We start from the raw sequence: 15,796 nt of genomic DNA, 5'->3' as shown, positions 1-15,796 counted from the left end.
GCTCGTCCGGATCGTCCACTCGTGCCACCCCTTACCCCGCAGCAGCCCTCCCGATGCGCACGCCGCCCGCATGCGCCCCCGGCCCGGGGGAACATGGGCGCATGGGCGACCCGCTGGAGACCTACCGCCGCAAGCGGGACTTCGGTCGTACACCGGAGCCCGCCGGCGAGCTCGCGCCCGCCGACGGCGCTCCCCGGTTCGTCGTCCAACGGCACCGTGCGAGCCGGCTCCACTACGACCTCCGGTTCGAGATCGACGGCGTCCTGGTCAGCTGGGCCGTGCCGAAGGGGCCGACGCTCGACCCCTCGGCCCGGCGGCTGGCCATGCACGTCGAGGACCACCCGATCGACTACCTCGACTTCGAGGGCGTGATCCCGGCCGGCGAGTACGGCGGCGGCGACGTCGTCGTGTGGGACATCGGCACGTGGGAGCCGGTGAAGACCGACGACCCCCGCGCGTCCGTCGAGGGCGGCGAGCTGCACGCGGAGGTGCACGGCCAGAAGCTCCGCGGCCGGCTCGTGCTGGTCCGGCGCGACGGCGACGGTGAGAGCGGCGAGCCCTGGATGCTGATGCACAAGCGCGACAAGCACGCCGTCGAGGGCTGGGACCCGGAGGACCACCCGCGCTCCGTGCTGAGCGGGCGCACGAACGACGAGGTGCTCGCCGACCCCCACCGCCTGTGGCGCGCCGGGGTCCCCGCCGCGGAGGCGGCCGTCTCCCTCCTCCATGACCCGCTGCCCGACAGCGCCATCGCCGAGCTCGAGTCCCTCGGCAAGCAGGGCACGTGGGACGTGTTCGACCGCCGGCTCAAGGTCACCAACCTTGACAAGGTGCTCTTGCCCGGGCGACCCGCCCGTCACCAAGCGGGAGCTGCTCGCCTACACGGCGCGCATCGCGCCCGTCGCGCTGCCCTACGTCGAGGGCCGCGCCCTCAACATGCACCGCTACCCCGACGGCGTCGAGGCCAAGGGCTTCTGGCACAAGGAGCGCCCCGCGCACGCCCCCGACTGGCTCGGCGCCTGGGACAACGCCGAGGCCGACGAGGGCGAGACCGAGACGTACGTCGTCGCCGACGAGCCCGCCGCGCTCATGTGGGCGGCGAACTTCGGTGCGCTGGAGTGGCACCCGTGGACCTCGCGGACCGACGCGCCGCACGAGCCGACGTACGCGCTGGTCGACCTCGACCCCGGCTCGTCGACGAGCTGGGAGGACCTGCTGGTCCTGGCCCGCCTGCACCGCACGGCGTTGGACCACCTCGGCGTCACCGCCCGCGCGAAGGTGACCGGCAGGCGTGGCATCCAGATCTGGGTGCCGGTCGTGGCGGGCTACTCGTTCGAGGACACCCGGGCGTGGGTCGAGAAGCTGTCGCGGACGGTCGGCACGGTGGTCCCCGAGCTGGTGAGCTGGAAGTGGGAGGTCAAGGCTCGCAAGGGGCTCGCCCGGCTCGACTACACCCAGAACGCGATCAACAAGACGCTCGTCGCGCCCTGGTCGCCGCGACCCGGACCCGGCGCGCCGGTGTCGGTGCCGATCACCTGGGACGAGCTCGACGACCCCGACCTGCGTCCGGACCGGTGGACGGTGCGCTCGGTGCTCGACCGGCTCGACGAGGAGGGCGACCCGTTCCGGGTGCTCCTCGGCGCGGCCCAGGAGCTGCCGGAGATCACCTGAGGCGGGCAGTACGCTCCCACCGTGCCCGTGACCGTCCGTCGAGCCGTCGCCACCGACGCCGAGGGCCTCAGCCGGCTGGCCGCCCTCACCTTCCCGCTGGCGTGCACGCCGCAGACGGCCGCGGAGTTCCTCGCCCACCACATCTCCACCCGGCTCGACCCGGCCAGCTTCCGGCGCCACCTCGCCGACCCGGCGTGCGTGGTCCTCGTCGCGATGGACACGGTGGACGGGGCGGACCCCGTCGGCTACACCATGCTCCTCGGCGGCGAGCCGTCCGACCCGGACGTGACGGCCTCGCTGCACCACCGCCCGACGGTCGCGCTCGAGCGCTTCTACGTCCACCCCGACCACCACGGCTCGGGGGTGGCGCGCCGGCTGATGAAGGAGACGATCGCCGCTGCGACGGCGACCGGCGCACGCGGCGTCTGGCTGGGGGTCAGCGAGGAGAACGCGCGGGCCAACGCGTTCTACGCGCGGCACGGCTTCGACCAGGTCGGCACCAAGCGGTTCCACATCGGCGACGCCTGGGAGGACGACCTCGTGCGGGAGCGTCCCCTCCCCTAGAGGTCGACCTCGCCGACGACCCGGGTGACCGCGTCGCCGGAGACCCATACGCGGTCACCGTCCGCCTCGAGCCGGACACGACCCTCGCGCCCGATCACGCTGCCCTGGCGGGAGGTGTAGGCCGTCGGCAGCGCGCCGCCGCCGATCAGCCACTGCGCCAGGCCGGCGTTCGCGCTGCCGGTCACGGGGTCCTCGGTGAGGTCGCGACCGTCCGCGAAGAAGGCGCGCACCTCCACGTCTGCGCCGTGCTGTGCGGTCGCCGCCGCGTCCCAGCGCCCGAGCACCGTGACCTTGAGGTCGGTGAACGTCGCGACGTCCGGCACGACGTCGAGCACCGCCTGCGCCGTCCCGAGGTCCACCCCGACCCAGCCGGGGCCGTTGTCGATCCAGGCGATGTCGCGGACGTCCGCCTCGCGCACCCCGAGCGCGGTCACCACCCGCGCGCGGAGGTCGGCCTCGACCGGGCCTGACCGGCGCAGCGGCGGCGCCGCGAACCCGAGCCGCGGCGAGCGGCGTACGTCGACCAGTCCGGCGGCGCACTCCTGCACGACCACGTCCACCCGCGGCACGCCGCCCGCCTCCAGCCACGCGTGCGCGCTGCCGATCGTCGGGTGGCCGGCGAAGGGGAGCTCGCCGGCGGGCGTCCAGATCCGCACGCGGTAGTCCGCGGCCGGGTCGGTCGGCGCGCACAGGAAGGTGGTCTCCGACAGGTTGGTCCACCGCGCGAAGCGGGCCATCTGCGCGTCCGTGACGCCGTCGGCGTCGTGGACCACCGCAAGCGGGTTGCCGAGCCACGGCTCGGCGCTGAAGACATCGACCTGGCGGAAGGGCAGCACCCCGCGATCCAAGCACAGGCCAGCACAGCCCGCCCGGGCGCGGGCCCATGACCTCCGAGGTCATGGATCCACCGCGCCGTCGCGCCCACGCTGGACGCATGACCACCACACGCAGCACCACCACCGCCACCCGCCCCGCCGATCGCGCTCCCTGGGTCGTGCACCCGCTGGCCGCCACCGTCCTGCTCGTCGACGCCGCCGTCACCGGCGTCAACGGCCTCGCCTACGTCGCCGCCGGCGGCTGGCTCGCCGACTGGTTCGGCATGCCCGTCGACCTCGTGCGCGTGCTGGGCGTCGTCCTGCTCGCCGTCTCCGCCGGGGTCGTCCTGCTCGCCACCCGCAGCCGCATCCCCCGACGCGGCGTGTGGGCACTCGTGGCGGTGAACACCGCCTGGGTCGTGGCCAGCGTCGACCACGCCGTGCTCGCCGACCTCACCGGCCTCGGCACCGCCTGGGTGCTGCTGCAGGCCGGCGTGGTCGCGGTCTTCGCCGCCGTCCAGGCGTGGCTCGCCCGCCGCGGCTGAGGCCGACCTGCCATCGTGTCGACCATGTCCGTCACCACCGGCTCTGTCACCTCCGGGTCCGTCACCTCCGGGTCTGTCACCTCCGGGTCCGCCACCGACGAGGCCCCCACCCGCGACGACGTCGGCGCCCTCGTCCGCCACTGGCGCGAGCGCCGGCGCCTGTCCCAGCAGGCGCTGTCGGACCGGTGCGGGGTCTCCACCCGCCACCTGTCGTGCATCGAGACCGGCAAGGCGCAGCCGAGCCCGGCGATGATCGGCCAGCTGAGCGAGGCGCTCGACGTCCCGCTGCGGGTCCAGCGGCGGCTCTACACCGCGGCGGGCTTCGTGCCCGACGCCTCCGAGCTCCCGCTGGGCTCGCCGTGCCTCGCACAGGTCAACGCCGCGATCGAGCTGATCCTCGCCGGGCACGAGCCCTACCCCGCCCTCGTCATCGACGGGGGCTGGGACCTCGTGGCGGCCAACGACGCGGCCTACCGCCTCCTCGCCGACCTGCCCGGCGAGCTGCTCGAGCCACCCGTCAACGTCGTCCGCCTCTCCCTCGACCCCCGCGGCCTGGCTCCCCGCATCGTCAACCTCGCGGAGTGGCAGGCGGGGATCATGGGCCGGATCCGGCACGAGCACGAGATCTCCGGCGACGCCCGGCTGGCGGCGCTGCTGGCCGAGTTCCCCGTCCCGGCCACCGCGGCCGCGCCCGACATCGTGCTGACCGTCCGGCTGCGCGCGGGCGACGACGTGCTGTCGTTCCTCACCACCACGACGGTGTTCGGCACGACCCGCGACGTGACGGTGGCCGAGCTGGCGATCGAGGCGCTCTACCCCGCCGACCCCGCCACCCGCGATCAGCTGGTGGCGCTGGCCAGCAGCTCGAGCGCCTGACGGTAGCCGTCGACGCCCTGCCCCGCGATCGTCGCCACCGCGTGGGGCTCGACGACGGACGTGTGCCGGAACTCCTCCGGCCGCTGCCGGGGGTCGCTGATGTGCACCTCGACGAGGGGCGCGGCCAGCTGCGCGCACGCGTCCCAGAGCGCGAGGGAGTAGTGGGTCCACGCGCCGGCGTTGAGCACCACGGGGACCGCGTCGTCGGCGGCCGCGTTGAGCCAGTCGAGCAGGTCGCCCTCGTGGTTGGTCTGGCGCACCTCGACGTCGAGCCCGAGCCCGCGCCCCCACTCGACGCACCGGTGCGCGAGCTCGGCGTGGGTGGTGGAGCCGTAGATCTCCGGCTGCCGGCGCCCGAGCCGGCCGAGGTTGGGTCCGTTGAGCACCAGCACCCTCACGCCGCTCCCCCGATCGCGGCGTAGGCCGCCCGCAGGTCGTCCTCGGCCGGGCCGGCGAGGATCCGCGGCGAGGCGAGGTCGTCGAGCACGACGAACCGGAGCTGCGAGCCCCGGGCCTTCTTGTCGACCTTCATCGCGGCGTGGAGGTCGTCGAAGGAGGCGCCGTCGTACGTCGTGGGCAGGCCGACGCGCGACAGCGCCGAGCGGTGCCGCTCGACCACCGCGGCGTCGAGCGACCCGGCACGGGCCGCCAGCTCGGCGACGTAGACGCAGCCGATGGCGACGGCCTCGCCGTGGCGGACGGCGTAGTCGCTGGTGCGCTCGATGGCGTGGGCGAGGGTGTGGCCGTAGTTGAGGACCTCGCGGCCCGGGTGGCCGTCGCCCCCGCCGCGCTCGCGGAGGTCGCCCACCACGACGTCGATCTTGACCCGGATGGCCCGTTCGACCAGCTCGCGCAGCTCCGCCGAGTCGGCGGTCAGCGCCGCCGGGTCCGTGCGCTCGACCAGGTCGAGGATCGCGGGGTCGGCGACGAATCCGCACTTGACCACCTCGCCGAGGCCGGCGACGAGCTCCGCGCGCGGCAGCGAGGCGAGCAGCGACAGGTCGCACAGCACGCCGGCCGGCTCGTGGAAGGAGCCGACGAGGTTCTTGCCGGCGCCGGTGTTGATGCCGGTCTTGCCGCCGACGGCGGCGTCCACCATGCCCAGCAGCGTGGTGGGCACGTGCACGACGCGTACGCCGCGCAGCCAGGTCGCGGCGACGAAGCCGCCGAGGTCGGTGGTCGCTCCCCCGCCGATGGTGACCACGGCGTCGGAGCGGGTGAAGCCGGCCTCGCCGAGCGCCTCCCAGCAGTCGGCGGCGACCGGCGCGGTCTTGGCCCGCTCGCCCTCCGGCAGGCCGAGGGCGAGCACGTCGTAGTGCTCGACCAGACGGTCGACGACCGGGTCGGCCACGGCACCGAGCGTCCCGGCGTAGAGCACGGCGACCCGCTCCACCGACTCACCGAGCAGGGCCGGCGGCCGGTCGGCGAGGTCGTGCCCGACGACGACGTCGTAGGGCGAGGCGCCTCCGACGTGGAGGACGGTGTCGGCCTGCGGCGTGCTCATCCCAGCAGCTCCCGGATCTCGGCGGTGACGTCGTCGGGCGTGCGGCCGTCGGTCTCGACGACGTGCGTGGCGACCGACTCGTAGACGGGGGTGCGCTCGTCGAGGAGCGCCTTGATCCGCGAGCGGACGTTGCCCAGCAGGAGCGGGCGTCCCACGCCGAGGCCGACCCGCTTCACGGCGTCGGAGAGACCGACCCGCAGGAAGACCACCGGCACGCCGGCCAGCAGGTCGCGCGTCTCCGGACGCAGCACCGCGCCGCCCCCGAGGGCCAGCACGCCGTCGTGCTCGGCGAGGGCCGCGGCCACCGCCGCCGCCTCCAGGTCGCGGAAGTGGTCCTCGCCGGACTCCACGAAGATGTCGGAGATCTCCCGACCGGTGGTGCTCTGCACGTCGGCGTCGGTGTCACGCACGGGCACGCCCCACGCCTCGCCGAGCAGCCCGGCCACGGTCGTCTTGCCGGCGCCCATCGGACCGACGAGCACCACGCGAGGCGCCATCAGCGGAACCGCAGGGTGTCGAGGTAGGCCTCGGCGTTGCGGCGGGTCTCCTGCACCGAGTCGCCGCCGAACTTCTCCACGACCGCGTCGGCCAGCACGAGCGCGACCATCGCCTCGGCGACGATGCCGGCGGCCGGCACCGCGCACACGTCGGAGCGCTGGTGGTGCGCGACGGTGGCCTCGCCCGTGGCGACGTCCACGGTGCGCAGGGCCTTGGGGACCGTCGCGATCGGCTTCATGGCGGCGCGGACGCGCAGCACCTCGCCGGTCGACATGCCGCCCTCGGTGCCGCCGGAGCGACCCGTGGTGCGCCGCAGCCCCTCGTCGGTGCTGACGATCTCGTCGTGCGCCTGTGACCCCGGGGTGTCGGCGAGCTCGAAGCCGTCGCCGACCTCGACACCCTTGATCGCCTGGATGCCCATCAGCGCGCCCGCGAGCCGGGCGTCGAGGCGCCGGTCCCAGTGCACGTGCGAGCCGAGGCCCGGCGGCAGTCCGTGGACGACCACCTCGACGACGCCGCCGAGGGTGTCGCCGTCCTTGTGCGCCTCGTCGATGCGCGCCACCATCGCGGCGCTGGCGTCGGGGTCGAGGCAGCGGACCTCGTCGGCGTCGAGGCGTGCGACGTCGTCCGGGCCGGGTACGACGCCCGCCGGCGCCTTGACGCCACCGAGCGCGACGACGTGCGACACGACGCGAGCGCCGACGGCCTGCTCGAGGAAGTTGGACGCCACCCGGCCCAGCGCCACGCGGGCGGCGGTCTCGCGCGCCGAGGCCCGCTCGAGGATCGGGCGCGCCTCGTCGAAGGCGTACTTCTGCATGCCGACCAGGTCGGCGTGGCCGGGACGCGGCCGGGTCAGGGGCGCGTTGCGGGCGAGGGCCTCGAGCTCCACGGGGTCGACCGGGTCGGCCGACATGACCTTCTCCCACTTGGGCCACTCGGTGTTGCCGACCTCGATGGCCACCGGGCCGCCCTGCGTCTCGCCATGGCGCACGCCGCCGAGCACGCGGACCTGGTCCTGCTCGAACTTCATCCGCGCGCCGCGGCCGTAGCCGAGCCGGCGGCGGGCCAGCGAGTCGGCCAGGTCGTCGGTCGTCACGCGGACGTGGGCGGGCAGCCCCTCCAGGATCGCCACCAGGGAGGGACCGTGGGACTCGCCTGCTGTGAGCCATCGGAGCATGGCTGCAGTCTCTCAGCTCCAGATGCGCCCAGCGAGCGCAGTCCCCCAGACGAGACCCACCAGGGCACCGAGGACCATGAACGGCCCGAACGGGAAGGACTTCTTGAGCATCGCCCGGTCGCGGCGCACGAGGGCCAGGGCGGCGGCCGGCAGGGCGAACGCGATGAAGCCGACCCAGAGCCCGATCGCCAGCGCGCCCCACCCGGCCCAGCCGAGCACCAGGCCGACCGGGGCGGCCAGGCGAACGTCGCCGAAGCCCATGCCGGCGGACCGGGCGAACCACAGGATCCAGAAGAACGAGCGGGCCACCACCATCGCGAGCAGCGCGCGGAGCAGCGCCTCGCGCTCCCCCGTGGCGAGCCCGACCGCGGCGACCGCCGCGATCGCGGCGAGCGTGGCGGGCAGCACGACGATCCGCGGGAGCAGCCGGGTGTGCCAGTCGACGACCGACAGCGCCACCGCGACGGGGACCAGCGGCACCAGCCACAGCAGCGGCCAGTCGAGCCCGGTCGCCGCCCCGAGGAGGGCTCCGCAGACGCCCGCCACCGCGGCGGAGCGCCACCGCGAGCCCGGTCGCGCGGCGATATCGGCGTAGAGCATCTTGGGCGGCTCGTCGGACGACGCGTCGTCCTTGGGCGCCGGCTCCGGCACCCGGGCGACCAGCGTCGGAACGAGGAGGCCGCCGACAGCGGCGAGGAGGCCGGCCAGCAAGGTGGCCAGCAGGGTGTCGTTCACTGCGACATTCAAGCGGGATTTCGCGCCGCGAGGGCGCGTTCGCCCGCATCGCGCATCACGGCCAGCGGCGCTGCCACGCCGGTGAAGAGCTCGAACTGGAGCGCCGCCTGGTGGACGAGGAGGTCGAGACCGCCCACGAGCACCCGACCGGAGGCCAGTGCAGCCGCGGACAGCGGCGTGGGCCACGGGTCGTAGAGCGCCTCGAACACGACCGGCACCGCCTCGCACTGCGCGACCAGCTCGGCGGTCTGTGCCGCGGCGGGAACGGTCGAGACCACCAGGTCGGCCGCGAGGTCGCCCGGGCCGTCGAGCGCCGCAGAGCGTACGTCGACGCCGGCCGGGTGCGAGCGCAGCACGGCCACCGTGTCCGCGGCCCGAACAGCGTCACGCACCAGCAGCTCGATCCGGGTCACGCCGAGGTCCACCAGCGCGAGACCGACCGAGGCGGCCGTCGCCCCACCGCCGATGATCGCCGCCGAGGACAGGGGCCGGGAGGTGCGCTCCCGGATCGCGGCAGCCGCCCCCGGCAGGTCGGTGTTGTCGCCCACCCGGGCACCGTCGTCGAGCACCACCGTGTTGACGCCACCGGCGAGGCGGGCGCGGTCCGTCAGCCGGTCGACCAGGGTGAGCGCCTCGCGCTTCAGCGGCATCGTGAGCGACAGCCCGCGCCACTCCTCACCGAGCCCGTCGAGGAAAGCCTCGAGCCCGCCCGCCGGCACCCGGTGGGCGTCGTAGGTCCAGTCCAGGCCCTGCCCGGCGTAGCCCGCCCGGTGCAGGACCGGCGACAGCGAGTGGGCGACGGGGTCGCCCAGCACGCCGCAGCGCCGGACCGGTCGCGACCCGTCGCTCACCGGATCAGCATCGGTGGGATCAGCATCGGTGGGATCAGCATCGGTCCGAGGTCTCGCAGTAGGCCTTGTACTCGTCGCGTCCCTCGAGGAAGCCGTCGTAGTCCTCGTAGAACTTGGTCTCGCCCGTGGAGAGGTCGACCGTGACGTAGTAGTACCAGCCACCGTCGGCCGGGTTGGCCGCCGCCTCGATGGCGTCGTCGCCCGGCGCCTCGATGGGCGTCGGCGGGAGGCCGGCGTTGATGCGCGTGTTGTAGGGCGTGTCCTCCGCCAGCTGCTCGGGGGTCAGCTCCGTCGACCCGGGCGAGAGCCCCAGGCCGTAGGCGATCGAGGCGTCGATGCCGAGCGTGCCGTTGGTGCCGCCCTTGTCGCCGGGGCCGTCGAGCCGGTTGTAGATGACCCGCGAGATCTTCGGCATGTCGTCGCCGCGGCCCTCGGCCTCGATGAGCGAGGCGATGATCATCAGCTCGCCCGGCGTGTGGCCGAGCTCGGCGGCACGGGCCTCGAGGTCGGCCTCCTCCGCCGCCTGGCGCCAGCGGTCGACCATCATCGCGAGGATGCGGGCGGGCTTCATGCCCGGCTTGACCTCGTAGGTCGCCGGGAAGAGGTAGCCCTCGGCGTTGCCGCCGGCGTAGTCGGGCAGGCCGAGCTTGTCGGGCTGCTGCAGCGCGCGGTTGTAGGCCTGCTCGGTGAAGTCGGTGTTCTCGGCCAGCGTCGAGACGATCTCGGTGAGCCGGAGGCCCTCGGGGATCGTGACGGTCGGGAAGCCGATGAGGTTGGCCGGGTCGATGAGGACCTCGAGCGCGTCGGACGCCTTCATCTGCTTCTGCAGCTCGTAGGCGCCGACCTGGATGCCGCTGGACTCCGGCTCGCCGGCGGCGGCGTCGATGAACGCCTGGACCGACTTGGTGACGCCCTGCTCCTTGAGGTTGCGGCCCATCTGGGCGACCGTGTCGCCCTCGTTGACCGTGAACTCGACCGACCCGCGGCCGGGGCCGGGGTAGTCGTCGGGGCCCTGGAACTGGTCGGAGACCCACGACACGCCCTGCGTCAGGGCGACGTAGAAGCCGCCGAGCAGGACGACCAGCGCCACCAGGACGGCGAGGCACCCCTTGAGGCCGCGGCCCTTGCGCCGCCTGCCGCCGGGGACGTACTCCTGGTCGTAGGCGCCGTCGCGGTCCTCCTCGAGGGTCGCCTCCGAGCGCTGGTCCTCGTGCTCACTCATCTGTCACCTCGACGATCTCTCCCGGTGCGTGCCCACTCGACCGCTCCGTGTCGAGCGCAGTCTGCAGGATCAGCACCGCCGCTGCCTGGTCCACGACGGCGCGGCGCCTGGCGCCGTGACGGCCCTGCTCGCGCAGGATCGACTCGGCCGACACGGTCGTCAGTCGTTCGTCACAGAGTCTCACAGGCACGGGCGCGACCCTGCGCGCCAGCCGTCCGGCAAGGTCGCGCGCCTTCTCCGCGGCCGGGCCCTCCGTGCCGTTGAGCGAGCGCGGCAGGCCGACCACGACCTCCATCGCCTCGAGCTCGGAGACGAGCTGCGCGAGGCGTCGTACGTCGCCCCTGCCGCGCCGCACCGTCTCGACCGGGGTGGCGAGGAAGCCGGTGGGGTCGCTGGTCGCGACGCCGATCCGGGCGTCGCCCGGATCGATGCCGACCCGCACCCCGGCGCGCATGCTCAGGACTGCACCCGCTGGGCGACCTCGTGGGAGACCATCTCCAGCGCCTCGCCGATGCGCGAGGCGTCGCTGCCGCCGCCCTGCGCCACGTCGTCCTTGCCGCCGCCCTTGCCGCCGAGGAGCGGACCGACGGCGCGCACGAGCTCGCCGGCCGACAGCCCGCGGGCGCGCGCCTCGTCGTTGGTGGCCGCGACGACCGACACCTTGGTGCTGCCGCCGTCGGTCTGGGTGCCGATGAGGACCACCACGCCCGGCTCGCCCTGCGGCAGGCGGCCGCGGACGTCGAGGGCCAGGTTGCGCACGTCGGCGCCCCCGGCACCCTCCGCGTGATGGGCGACGAGCCGGACGGGGCCGACCTGCGCGGCGGCCGTGGCGAGGCTGGCGCTGGCGCCGAGGAGCTGGGCGAGGCGGGCCTTCTCCAGCTCCTTCTCGACCGCGCGCAGCCGCTCCGTCAGGCCCTGCACGCGGCTGACCAGGTCGTCGGGCTGGGTCTTGAGCAGTCCGGTGAGCTGAGCGACGACGTCGCGCTCGCGCGCGAGGTAGCCGAAGCCCTCGACACCGGTGAGCGCCTCGATCCGGCGGTTGCCGGAGCCGACGCTCGCCTCACCGGTCACCACGACGGTGCCGATCTGGGAGGAGTGGTCGACGTGCGTGCCGCCGCAGAGCTCGCGCGACCAGGGGCCGCCGATCTCGACGACCCGGACCTTGGTGTTGTCGTAGGTCTCGCCGAAGAGGGCGATGGCGCCCCACTCCTTGGCCTGCTCGAGCGTCATGAAGTCCCACGAGACGGGCAGGTCGGCGCGCAGCGCCTGCTGCGAGACCAGCTCGATGTCGCGGACCTGCTCCGGGCTGAGCGCCTGCGTCCAGCCGAAGTCGAGGCGGAGGTAGCCCGGCCGGTTGTAGGAGCCGGACTGCAGCGCCGTCGGGCCGAGCACCTCACGGAGCGCGGCGTGCACGACGTGCGTGCCCGAGTGGGCCTGGCGCGCGCCGGTGCGCCACTCCGGGTCGACGCGGGCGTGCACCTCGCGGGCCGGGTCGAGCTCGCCCTCGAGGACGCGCACCTGGTGCACGACCAGGCCCTTGATCGGTCGCTGCACGTCGAGGACCTCGAGCCGCCCGCCGTCGAAGACGATGGTGCCGGCGTCAGCGACCTGCCCGCCCGACTCGGCGTAGAAGGGCGTGCGGTCCAGGACGAGCTCGCCGATCTCGCCCTCGCCGAGACGGGGCACGGACGAGCCGCCGCTGAGCAGGGCGAGGGGCCGCGACTCCGTCTCGAGCGTCTCGTAGGCCAGCCACTCGGTGGGGCCGTGCTGGTCGAAGATGCCGCGGTAGACGGCCGTGTCGCCGTGGGCGCCCTTCTTGGCACGGGCGTCGGCCTTGGCGCGCTCGCGCTGCTCGGCCATCAGCCCGCGGAAGCCCTGCTCGTCGACCTGGAGGCCCTGCTCGGCGGCCATCTCCAGGGTCAGGTCGATCGGGAAGCCGTAGGTGTCGTGCAGCGCGAAGGCGCGCTCGCCCGACAGCGTCGAGCCACCGGTGCCCTTCACCTCCGAGGCGGCGAGGTCGAAGATCTGCGTGCCGGCCTGGAGCGTCTTGCGGAACGCCTCCTCCTCGGCGTAGGCCACCTGCGAGATGCGGGCCCAGTCGGTGAGGAGGTTGTCGTAGGTCTGGCCCATCCGGTCGCGCGAGACCGGCATCAGCTCGGGCAGCACGGGGTCCTCGCAGCCGAGCAGCCGCATCGAGCGCACCGCGCGGCGCAGCAGCCGGCGCAGGACGTAGCCGCGGCCGTCGTTGCCCGGCGTGACGCCGTCACCGATGAGCATCATCGACGAGCGCACGTGGTCCGCGACGACGCGGAACCGCACGTCGTCCTCGGCCGACGTGGGCCCGCCGGCGCCGTAGCGGCGGCCGGTGAGCTGCTCCGCCCGCTCGATGACGGGGAAGACGACGTCGATCTCGTACATGTTCTGCTTGCCCTGCAGCAGCAGGGCCACGCGATCCAGGCCCATGCCGGTGTCGATGTTCTTCTTGGGCAGCGACCCGGAGATGTCGAAGTCGGACTTGGAGCGCACGGCGCTCAGGTCGTCCTGCATGAAGACCAGGTTCCAGATCTCCAGCAGCCGGTCCTCGAGCTCGAAGGGCATGTCCGGCCCGAGCGTCGCGGCGTCGAAGTCGGGGCCGAACTCGGGACCGCGGTCGTAAAGGATCTCCGAGCACGGGCCTCCGGGGCCCGGGACGCCCATCGACCAGTAGTTCTCCTTGGGGCCGAGCTCGATGATGCGCTCGCGCGGCAGCCCGGTCACGGTCATCCAGTGGTCGATGGCCTCCTCGTCGCCGACCAGCACGGACGGGTACAGGCGCGACTCGTCGAGGCCGAAGCCGCCGTCGGCGACCGGCTTGGTGATGAGGTCCCAGGCCAGCTCGACGGCGCCCTGCTTGAAGTAGTCGCCGAAGGAGAAGTTGCCGCACATCTCGAAGAAGGTGCCGTGCCGGGTGGTCTTGCCGACGTCCTCGATGTCGGGCGTGCGGATGCACTTCTGCACGCTCGTCGCGCGGTCGTAGGGCGGGGTCTCCTGGCCGAGGAAGTAGGGCTTGAAGGGCACCATCCCGGCGTTGACGAACAGCAGGTTGGGGTCGTCGGCCAGGAGCGAGGCGGAGGGCACCACGGCGTGTCCGGCGGCCTCGAAGTGCGCGAGGAAGCGGCGGCGGATCTCGGCGGTGTCCATCAGGTCGGGTCCTTCGTATCGGGGGCGGGCTCGGGGGTGGTGAGCTCGGGGGTGGTGCTGCCAGCAGTGGGCCTGAGCCCGAGCTGCTCACGCAACTCGGTTTCGCGCTCGGTGCGAGCGTGGTGGACCTCCTCGGCGAAGAGCCGGGCGCCGACCTGCCAGCCACGCAGGCGGTCGCGGAGGCCGTCGGCGGTGAGGGACTCGGCGGCACGGCGGGCGCGGGCGGCGGCGTACACCCCGACCCCCGCCCCGGCGACGAACCAGAGTGGGCGACCCATCAGGCGACGTCCTCCCGGACCGCACGCTCACGGGCGCGGTACTCGCGCAGCGCCTGCTTCATCTCGGCCCGCCGCTCGCGTCCGCTCCGCCTGGTCTCCTGGCGGACCTGGAACCTGATCCGGTTGCGGCTCTCGGCCGACAGCGCGCGCCGCAGCCCGTGGGTCCACGACGCCGCCTTGACGACGGTCTCGCGGGCCACGACGTCGGCGAACAGGCGCCCGTCGATGGGCTGCGCGAGCGGACGCGCCTCCACGACCGCGGGCTCGGCGCCCGCGTCGAGGGCGGTGATGACGTACGAGCCCGGCTCGGCGACCGGTTCCGGCGCGGCCGGGGACTCCAGCTCCGCGACCCGGTGGGCGAGCCGGGTGAGGGCTGCCTCGGCGCGGAGCGCGCGACGCCGGGCCAGCACGGCGAGCAGGAGCGCCACGAGGGCCACTCCCACCACCAGGGCGCCACCGGCGCCCAGCCACTGCTGCTCCGTCGTCACCGGGACACCCTATAAGGCTCAGCCGCGGCCGCGGACGATGCGCCGTACGCGCTCCCACCGCTCCCTGATGCCGGCCTCCGCGCCCAGCGCGGTGGGCTTGTAGTAGGCGGCGTCCTGCAGCTCGTCGGGCGCGTACTGCTGCTCGGCGATGCCGTAGGGCGCGTCGTGGCTGTAGACGTAGGGCTTCGGGGCGCCGCTGTTGTGCCCGAGCTTCGCCGCGCCGGCGTAGTGGCCGTCGCGCAGGTGCGGCGGGACGGCGCCGATCCGGCCGGCACGCACGTCGGCCTGCGCGGCGTCGATGGCGGTGATGACCGCGTTGGACTTGGGGGCGACCGCCAGCGCGATGGTCGCCTGGGCGAGGTTGAGGCGCGCCTCGGGGAGGCCGATGAGCTGGACCGCCTGGGCCGCGGCCACCGCCGTGGTCAGCGCGGTCGGATCGGCCAGGCCGATGTCCTCGCTGGCGCTGACGACCAGCCGGCGGGCGATGAAGCGCGGGTCCTCCCCTGCCTCGATCATCCGGGCGAGATAGTGCAGCGCGGCGTCGGCGTCGGAGCCGCGGATCGACTTGATGAAGGCCGAGATGACGTCGTAGTGCTGGTCACCCTGCCGGTCGTAGCGCACGGCCGCCTGGTCGACCGCGGTCTCGGCGGTGGCGAGGTCGATGGTGTCGAGGCCGTTGCTGGCCGCGGCGCCCGCCGCCGCCTCCAGGTAAGTCAGTGCGCGGCGTGCGTCGCCTCCGGCGAGGCGTACGAGGTGCGCGCGGGCCTCCTCGTCGAGGGCCGTCTCCCCCGCCAGCCCGCGCTCGTCGGTGAGCGCCTGGTCGATCACCTCGGCCACGTCGTCGTCGGTGAGCGACTGGAGCCGCAGCAGCAGGCTGCGCGAGAGCAACGGGCTGATCACCGAGAAGAACGGGTTCTCCGTGGTGGCCGCGATGAGGGTCACCCAGCGGTTCTCGACCCCCGGCAGCAGCGCGTCCTGCTGCGCCTTGGTGAAGCGGTGCACCTCGTCGACGAACAGCACCGTCTCCTGCCCGCCGCGGGCGAGCTCGGCGCGGGCGCCGTCGATCGCGGCCCGGACCTCCTTGACGCCCGCCGCGACGGCGGACACCTCGACGAACCGGCGCCGGGTCTGCTGGCTGACGATCGCGGCGATGGTCGTCTTGCCCGTGCCCGGGGGTCCCCACAGCAGCAGCGACATCGACTGGTCGCCCTCGATGAGCCGGCGCAGCGGCGACCCGGCGGCCCGCAGCTGCTGCTGGCCGACGAGCTCGTCGATCGTGCGCGGCCGCATCCGCACCGCCAGCGGCGCCGAGGCGTGCGTGTTGGTGCCCAGCGACCCGGCGCTGGGCGTGCCGTGGCCGGATCCGGGCGCGGGGTGTCCCGCGCCCGGTAT

At 74.0% G+C, this 15,796-nt stretch carries 17 protein-coding genes and 1 pseudogene; 5 read left to right on the top strand and 13 right to left on the bottom strand.

Going from position 1 to position 15,796, the window contains the following annotated elements; genetic code table 11:
- Window positions 1-53: 53 nt before the first annotated feature.
- The 3 genes and pseudogenes from HN031_RS21170 to HN031_RS19885 all read left to right on the top strand — a co-directional run.
- Window positions 54-524, top strand: a pseudogene (locus tag HN031_RS21170) (DNA polymerase ligase N-terminal domain-containing protein); the annotation flags it as partial.
- 298 nt (window positions 525-822) lie between these two features.
- Window positions 823-1,671, top strand: a complete 849-nt coding sequence (locus HN031_RS21165; RefSeq protein ID WP_216652641.1) for a DNA polymerase domain-containing protein — start codon at window positions 823-825, stop codon at window positions 1,669-1,671.
- Window positions 1,672-1,692: 21 nt separating this feature from the next.
- On the top strand, window positions 1,693-2,235 hold the full coding sequence (locus HN031_RS19885; protein ID WP_172274531.1) for a GNAT family N-acetyltransferase: 543 nt from the start codon (window positions 1,693-1,695) through the stop codon (window positions 2,233-2,235).
- On the opposite strand, the gene HN031_RS19880 is transcribed toward HN031_RS19885, so the two are convergent.
- Window positions 2,232-3,071, bottom strand: a complete 840-nt coding sequence (locus tag HN031_RS19880) for a PhzF family phenazine biosynthesis protein (RefSeq protein WP_172274528.1) — start codon at window positions 3,069-3,071, stop codon at window positions 2,232-2,234. The two genes, HN031_RS19885 and HN031_RS19880, sit on opposite strands and share 4 nt — an antisense overlap.
- 98 nt (window positions 3,072-3,169) lie before the next feature.
- Between HN031_RS19880 and HN031_RS19875 the strand changes: the two genes are divergently transcribed.
- A complete protein-coding gene (locus tag HN031_RS19875; protein WP_172274525.1) occupies window positions 3,170-3,595 on the top strand; it encodes a hypothetical protein in 426 nt (141 codons plus the stop codon).
- Window positions 3,596-3,619: 24 nt separating this feature from the next.
- Window positions 3,620-4,471 (top strand): helix-turn-helix domain-containing protein, encoded by an 852-nt coding sequence (locus tag HN031_RS19870; protein ID WP_172274522.1) that lies wholly within the window; start codon window positions 3,620-3,622, stop codon window positions 4,469-4,471.
- Here the strand turns inward: HN031_RS19870 and HN031_RS19865 are convergent.
- The 12 genes from HN031_RS19865 to HN031_RS19810 are packed head-to-tail and all read right to left on the bottom strand — an operon-like array spanning window position 4,435 to window position 15,796.
- A complete protein-coding gene (locus HN031_RS19865; protein WP_172274519.1) occupies window positions 4,435-4,869 on the bottom strand; it encodes a type II 3-dehydroquinate dehydratase in 435 nt (144 codons plus the stop codon). The two genes, HN031_RS19870 and HN031_RS19865, sit on opposite strands and share 37 nt — an antisense overlap.
- Window positions 4,866-5,975, bottom strand: a complete 1,110-nt coding sequence (aroB, locus tag HN031_RS19860) for a 3-dehydroquinate synthase (RefSeq protein ID WP_172274515.1) — start codon at window positions 5,973-5,975, stop codon at window positions 4,866-4,868. The genes HN031_RS19865 and aroB overlap by 4 nt, the downstream gene beginning before the upstream one ends.
- Entirely contained in the window at window positions 5,972-6,472 is a 501-nt protein-coding gene (locus tag HN031_RS19855; protein WP_172274512.1) for a shikimate kinase, read from the bottom strand. The genes aroB and HN031_RS19855 overlap by 4 nt, the downstream gene beginning before the upstream one ends.
- Window positions 6,472-7,650 (bottom strand): chorismate synthase, encoded by a 1,179-nt coding sequence (gene aroC / locus HN031_RS19850; RefSeq protein WP_172274509.1) that lies wholly within the window; start codon window positions 7,648-7,650, stop codon window positions 6,472-6,474. Before aroC ends, HN031_RS19855 begins: the two co-directional genes overlap by 1 nt.
- Window positions 7,651-7,662: 12 nt before the next feature.
- On the bottom strand, window positions 7,663-8,385 hold the full coding sequence (locus tag HN031_RS19845; RefSeq protein ID WP_172274506.1) for an A24 family peptidase: 723 nt from the start codon (window positions 8,383-8,385) through the stop codon (window positions 7,663-7,665).
- Window positions 8,386-8,393: 8 nt separating this feature from the next.
- On the bottom strand, window positions 8,394-9,236 hold the full coding sequence (locus HN031_RS19840) for a shikimate dehydrogenase (protein WP_172274503.1): 843 nt from the start codon (window positions 9,234-9,236) through the stop codon (window positions 8,394-8,396).
- Window positions 9,237-9,270: 34 nt separating this feature from the next.
- Window positions 9,271-10,458: an endolytic transglycosylase MltG gene (gene mltG, locus HN031_RS19835; RefSeq protein ID WP_172274500.1), complete on the bottom strand. Its 1,188-nt coding sequence runs from the start codon at window positions 10,456-10,458 to the stop codon at window positions 9,271-9,273.
- On the bottom strand, window positions 10,451-10,912 hold the full coding sequence (gene ruvX, locus HN031_RS19830; RefSeq protein ID WP_172274497.1) for a Holliday junction resolvase RuvX: 462 nt from the start codon (window positions 10,910-10,912) through the stop codon (window positions 10,451-10,453). Before ruvX ends, mltG begins: the two co-directional genes overlap by 8 nt.
- 2 nt (window positions 10,913-10,914) lie before the next feature.
- Window positions 10,915-13,638, bottom strand: coding sequence for an alanine--tRNA ligase (gene alaS / locus HN031_RS19825; RefSeq protein ID WP_172274495.1), 2,724 nt, complete (start codon window positions 13,636-13,638; stop codon window positions 10,915-10,917).
- On the bottom strand, window positions 13,638-13,916 hold the full coding sequence (locus tag HN031_RS19820) for a DUF6167 family protein (RefSeq protein ID WP_172274493.1): 279 nt from the start codon (window positions 13,914-13,916) through the stop codon (window positions 13,638-13,640). Before HN031_RS19820 ends, alaS begins: the two co-directional genes overlap by 1 nt.
- Window positions 13,916-14,404 (bottom strand): hypothetical protein, encoded by a 489-nt coding sequence (locus tag HN031_RS19815; protein ID WP_172274491.1) that lies wholly within the window; start codon window positions 14,402-14,404, stop codon window positions 13,916-13,918. Before HN031_RS19815 ends, HN031_RS19820 begins: the two co-directional genes overlap by 1 nt.
- 18 nt (window positions 14,405-14,422) lie before the next feature.
- Window positions 14,423-15,796, bottom strand: coding sequence for a replication-associated recombination protein A (locus HN031_RS19810; RefSeq protein ID WP_367650836.1), 1,374 nt, complete (start codon window positions 15,794-15,796; stop codon window positions 14,423-14,425).

Source organism: Nocardioides sp. zg-1308 (assembly GCF_013155375.1).
Lineage (GTDB): Bacteria > Actinomycetota > Actinomycetes > Propionibacteriales > Nocardioidaceae > Nocardioides > Nocardioides renjunii.
The sequence above is the reverse complement of the archived record's forward strand: the minus strand, read 5'-3'. Positions and strand labels throughout refer to the sequence as shown.